Genomic DNA, 5,455 nt, shown 5'->3' on the forward strand with positions numbered 1-5,455 from the left:
AGCGCCATGATGTTACCGATCACCGGCAGGCTGCCGGCCACGGTGCTCAGGCGCTCCAGCGTGACGTAGTCGCAGCTGATCTTGCGCAGCCATTTGTCGAAGGCGGCGGCGCCGGCGCCGATGTCGCTCGGGTCGATGGTGTCGAGCGGGGCGACGGCCACTTCCGGCGCGCGTTCGGCCGGTTTGATCGGGGCTGGCGAGGGCGCGGTCATGGCGGCTTTTTACAGGATGGATTTTTTAAGGGGCGAGGGCGCCACTTCAGCGCCGCTGCGCGGCAGCGATCCGGGCACACCGAGGGTCGACGCGAAGGCAGCGGCAGGCGTGCCGGCCCGTGCCGCGCCAATTGCGTTCAAGGCCGTCGCGCCGCCTGCGAACTTGTCCGCACCGTTATCGGCAACCTGGCCCAGGGCGGCCTGTCCGAGCTGCGCCAGCAATGCTTGCGCGCCGCCTTTTGGCAGCGTCTGCACTGCGCTTGCCGCTTGCGTTGCAGCTTGCGCAATCGCGCCCAACTTGCCGGCTGCGCCGTTGAGCTCGGCTGCCGCAGCTTTGGCGCCAGCGAGCGGGCCGGGGGGCTGCCCGATCGGCGTTGGCTTTGGTGCCGGTGGGTCAGCCGCGGCAGCGGCAGCGACGCCAGACTGGGGCGAGGCAACGTTCGGCCATTCGCTTGCCGGGCCGAAGTAGCTGCCTTCATCCCACGGGTCGCGCGGGTCCTTGCCGTAGCTGACCGTCGCCATTCCCATCGGCAGGCCGGCCACGCTGGCGAAGCCATTGCCATCGAGCTTGCCCTGGTGGACGCCACCTTCGGCGTCGATGACGGTGTAGTCGCCTTGCTCGATGCCTTGCTTCCTGCCCCCTTCCAGATTCACGTACTGGTGATACAGGTCGAGCTGCCCCGGCGCCAGCTGCACGGTCTGCGGCAAGCCAGGGGTGCCTTCGCTCTTGGCGGGGACGAAGCTGTGTTGCGCCGCGTGCTGGCGCCAGGTGCCGTTGGTGCCATGGACGATCCCCGCTGCGTTCCAGCGGCTGAAGCTGGTGCCGCCGTTGATCACCACCTCTTCCTTGGCCGTGATCGTGATCCGGTTGGCGGTATGGGTGATGTTGAGCTTGGCCAGGATGTTGACGCTGTCTTTCAAGGCGGTGATGTCGATGTCGGCGCCGGCCGCCACCAGCTTCATGCCGGCCTTGTAGGCAAACATGCGCACCGCTTCCTTCACGCTCACGAGCAGGCTCTTGCCGGCGGACAGGCTGGCATGGCCGCCGCTGGTCAGGGCGGTGTGCTCCACGCTCATCAGATGGGTGGAACCCTGGGTGCTCGTTTCAATGCCGGCGGGACTGGCCAGGGTCAGGTGGGGCGCCTGGAATTCCGGGAATTCACCTTGCGCAGGCAGGCCCCCCTGGCCTTTGAGGGCGTCGACCTGCGCCTGTAGCGCGACGGCAACTTCGGCGCCGTCGCCCGGCTGGTGCGCCTGTGCCTGTTGGGCGATCTGCGACAGGCTCTCGTGCAAGGCCTGACCCTGGACCATGCGCGCCAGCGTCGGTGCCATGTCGGTGACATGGGCGCCGGCGTTCGGCCGTCCTTCGGTGCTCAGCAGCAGGCCGTGCTGCGCCCGCACGGCGCCGTGGCCGTCGGTTCGCAGCTCGAAGCCCTGGCCGCGCGCGTCCTTGCGTCCGGCATGGTCTTCGATGCGGTGGATATGGCCGAGGCTGAGCTGGCTGGCGAGATGGTCGCTCTTGAGCTGCGCCTGAATTTTACCGGCCGTATCGTCGAGCACCAGATGATTGCTGCGCCCGCCGCCGTCCAGCTCGCGGCTGCGTATGCCCGACAGGGCGGCCTGGCCTGGCAGCTGCCAGGGCGGCATCGTTTCGCTGTTGTACACGATCCCGGTGATGATCGGATGATCGACGTTGCCATCCAAGAACTGCACCACCACTTCCTGGCCAACCCGGGGCACGCCTATCTGGCCAAACTGGCCGCCGGCCACCGGCATGGCCACGCGCACCCACTGCGAACTGGCCTCGTCATACTGGCCGGCGCGGTCCCAGTGAAACTGCACTTTCACGCGGCCGAGGCCGTCCGTGTGAATCTGCTGGCCGGCGGGGCCGACGACCAGCGCCGTCTGCACGCCGGGGTCAAGGCAGCGCTCGCTGTTGTAGCCGCGGCCGGGGCGCCAGCGCACGCTCTGGCGGATGCAGGTCATGTCGTTGCTGTATTTCGAAGGCGCGCCCGGCCCGGCCTGGTAATTGTTGCTGGCGTGGTGGTCGATGGCGACGATGACGTAGTCGCGCGTGGCCATGTCCATGTGCGGCGGCGCGCTGCTGAAGTGGTCCAGCAGCCGGAAACTGCGCCCCGCCTGGGCGTTGCGGTCGTTGCCCCGCGCGTGAAAAAACTGCGTCATGGCGTCGAGTTCTTCCATGCTGCGCGTGGCCAGCGCCTCGCCGCCGGCGGGGTCGCGAAAGCCGTAGGAGCCGGTGTTCCTGAAGCGCTCGTAGGCGGTCACACTGTCCTGGCGGTTGGCGGAGTGGCCCTGCACGCGTTGGGGGCGCGGCTTTTTATAGTCGAAACTGGTCAAGGTCAGCGCGCCGCTGCCGATCCGCCGCGCCGGCTGCCACGTTTTGATGCCGTCGCCTTCACCAGCGCCCGATTCGCTGCGAAACACCATCTCGCCGACGCCGCTCTCGGCATCCTTGTCCATGTCGATCCAGGGCGCGCGCGCCGTGTTGTCTGCCAGGCACAAGGTATGCCCGTCGGCGCGGTGTTCGTAGGTATAGTGCAGGCCGAGCGCTTCCCAGCGGCGGTGCAGGTGGTTGTAGTCGGTCTCGTTGTACTGGTTGGCGCAACTGAGCGCGGGGTCGGCCTCAAGGAGGTCGATGCGATAGTCGCGCTCGAGGTAATGGCCGAAGGTCGTTTCGGTCAGTTGGGCCACGGATCTGCGCTGGAAGGAGACGCAGTCTTCGCGCAAGCGGGCAAACGTCAGCCAGGGGCCGAGCACCATGCGGTAGAAAGCGAAACCGCCGTCGGTCTTGATCAACTCAAACTGGCTCACGTAGCCATTGAAGTAGCGCAGCGAGCCGTCGGCGCGCACCAGAGACACCGTGACCATCTTCGCCATCATCTCGTTGAGCGCGATGAAGGCGTTGTCGGAGAGGAGCTCCAGGTCGATGCAAAAGTCGCGCGACAGTTCTTCGCGCGCGTGCATGGTGTTGACCAGCAGCGTGCCTTTTTCGGGGCCGTCGTTGAACGGAAAGTCGAGCCGCAGCAGCCGGTTCAACTGCGAGGCCTTGCCGAACACGGACAGGGTGGCGATGTCGGCCGCCGCTTCGTTCAGGTATTGGTTTGTCATTGCACCTCCATCGCCAGATGAGTCCAACTGGCCGAGGGCAAGTATTGCGCTGTGGGATTTCGGAAATTTGCGCTGGATCAATGGCACCGCGCATCCATGCGGCAAGGGCAAAAGCGTGGCGCTGCAGCAACCGACTGATCACGCGCACCGAAACCAGCGGCAATTCAAACGCGAATCGTCATGCGCGCGAGGTGGGGCCGCCGCTGGTATGTCGCACAGGCGGTGGCTGGGCCGACCGGCGTTGCTGTTCTGGCGGGCGGGCGGTTGCGGTCATGCGTTGCGGTGCGAATCACGCCATGACCGTCGATGCCGGGTTTCTGTTCAGTGCCTATCCAAGTAGGCTGGGGGGAGCGGATGCCGACATGCGCGTAGGCGATGGCTGGCAAGCTCGGGCAAGGCGCGAGACGGACGTATGGCTGGCCATGCTACGACGAGCAACGCCGGCTGCTGGGACAATCCACCGAACTTAGCAGAGCCTCGTATCAGCACGGCTTCAGACTCATGGATTTGTGCGGTTTCGGTCGCGCCACCCGAGGCTTGGATTTGATGATGCCGGGTCGGTGGGAGTAAGTCCGGCCCGCGATCAATTGTAGTGCTTCGATCAAACGCGTGGCGATGTCAGCGCCGAGCAGCAACGCTGGCAGCAGTGGCTTGAGGATGGAATGGGCGGCGGCGCGATTGATGCGCCTTGTCGGCGGCAGCGCCGCGTCGCGCAAGGCGGTTTCGGTAGCCAGCGACTGCAGGTTGTCGCAGACGATCTTCGCGGCGAAGTCGTGCATTGTCGCCTGCTGCGACATGCCGGAGACGTGCTCCCGGTTGAGTCGGTGCTTGAGGCGTTTGAATGCTTCCTCGATGCGCCAGCGCTGATGATAGAGGTCGCCGAAGTCGGCGCCCGGAAACGCCGTTGGGTCGAGCAAATTGGTCATCAACACGCGCACATTGCCGGTGCTGGCAACATGGCGAACGAGGCGCACCGTTTGGGGCGTTGCCGGGCACTCGTAGTCGCTGGCATCGCGCCGGTCGGGCGCCGCCAGCGTGACGATTTTGTCGTGCGCATCCGAGCGCAGAAAGTCGCGTACGCACGCGAAGCCGCTGTTGCCGCCCTTTTCGACGCGCATGCAAAAGCCGATGCCGCGTGCGTTGAGCACGGCGACCAGCCAGCGCGATGGATAGCCACGGTCCATCAGCAGCAGGTCATCGCCGCCGAGGCGATCGAGGTGCGGGAACAGCATCTGGCGCTCGTCCTCGTGGACGCTGTGCAAGGAAGCGGCAAGCATCATCTCGGCACCTGGCAGGTAAAGGCCAAAGGCGATTTGGTCGGCACTGGCGGCGCGCGCGACGTGGCTGGCGCGGCGTCCGAAACACAAGGTCGAGGCATCAGCGGCGACGAGTCGACGGCCGCGCCAGCGAGGCACGAAGCCGTCAGCGTCAGCGCGCGCGACGAGCCAGTCGTTGAGCGCCGGGATGGCGGTGGCGGACGGCTTGGCGCGGGCCTTGGCGAAGGCTTGTTCGGAGACGTGGTGCATGAGTTGGGCCTGCTCTTTCAAGTGAGCGAAGAATTCATCGAGTTCAGTTTGAACGCTCTTGCGCATGCCGCTGAGCATGACGGCGACAAGTGCGGCTTGCGGCGGCGCACAAAGGCGTTGCCGGCGTCGGCATGGCGGGCAAGGTCGCGAAATTGCGGCGAATGCCGGAAGACGGAAAACGCGGTGAACAACGACGGTAACGACATGGCGGCCAATGAAGATCAAAAAGAGTTTCATTGGCCGCCCTGCTCGCGAAACCCCTCGCAATCAGGGCGGCGGCCGCGCGAAGCGGTGGTTCTGTCAAGAATTAAATGAGGTCGGCGGCCGAAATCTGTGCTGGCCGCTTAAATTCGGTGGATTGGGCCATGGCCCCGACTATCGCCAGACCGGAGCTCCTATTTGCCCAACCACTCTGCGAGTCGATGTCGAGGCCTGGCGGTCTCAAGTATCAAGTGCAACACCGGGTTAATGAATCGAATCGGCCTGCAATTGTAGCCGAGCCATGTGTTCGGTATAAACCACCAGCGGGGACTTCCAGCCGAGCGTTTCACGTGGTCGCGTATTGAGCGATAGTGCGATGGCATCGAG

3 protein-coding genes and 1 pseudogene are annotated in these 5,455 nt (G+C 65.3%); all 4 read right to left on the bottom strand.

Annotation, left to right across the window (positions count from 1 at the left end):
* Nucleotides 1-212, bottom strand: a 212-nt coding sequence (locus ACP7EY_RS23690; protein WP_426197712.1) for a hypothetical protein, incomplete at its 3' end; no start/stop codon positions are given.
* 9 nt (nt 213-221) lie between these two features.
* The gene (locus ACP7EY_RS23695; RefSeq protein WP_426197713.1) at nt 222-3,341 is read right to left on the bottom strand and encodes a type VI secretion system Vgr family protein; all 3,120 of its coding nucleotides are present in this window, start codon (nt 3,339-3,341) and stop codon (nt 222-224) included.
* Between the two features lie 482 nt (nt 3,342-3,823).
* The gene (locus ACP7EY_RS23700; RefSeq protein ID WP_426197714.1) at nt 3,824-5,104 is read right to left on the bottom strand and encodes an IS4 family transposase; all 1,281 of its coding nucleotides are present in this window, start codon (nt 5,102-5,104) and stop codon (nt 3,824-3,826) included.
* A gap of 228 nt (nt 5,105-5,332) precedes the next feature.
* Nucleotides 5,333-5,455, bottom strand: a pseudogene (locus ACP7EY_RS23705) (IS30 family transposase); the annotation flags it as partial.

The sequence above is a fragment of the Massilia sp. DWR3-1-1 genome (genome assembly GCF_049898325.1).
Lineage (GTDB): Bacteria > Pseudomonadota > Gammaproteobacteria > Burkholderiales > Burkholderiaceae_D > JAFCUW01.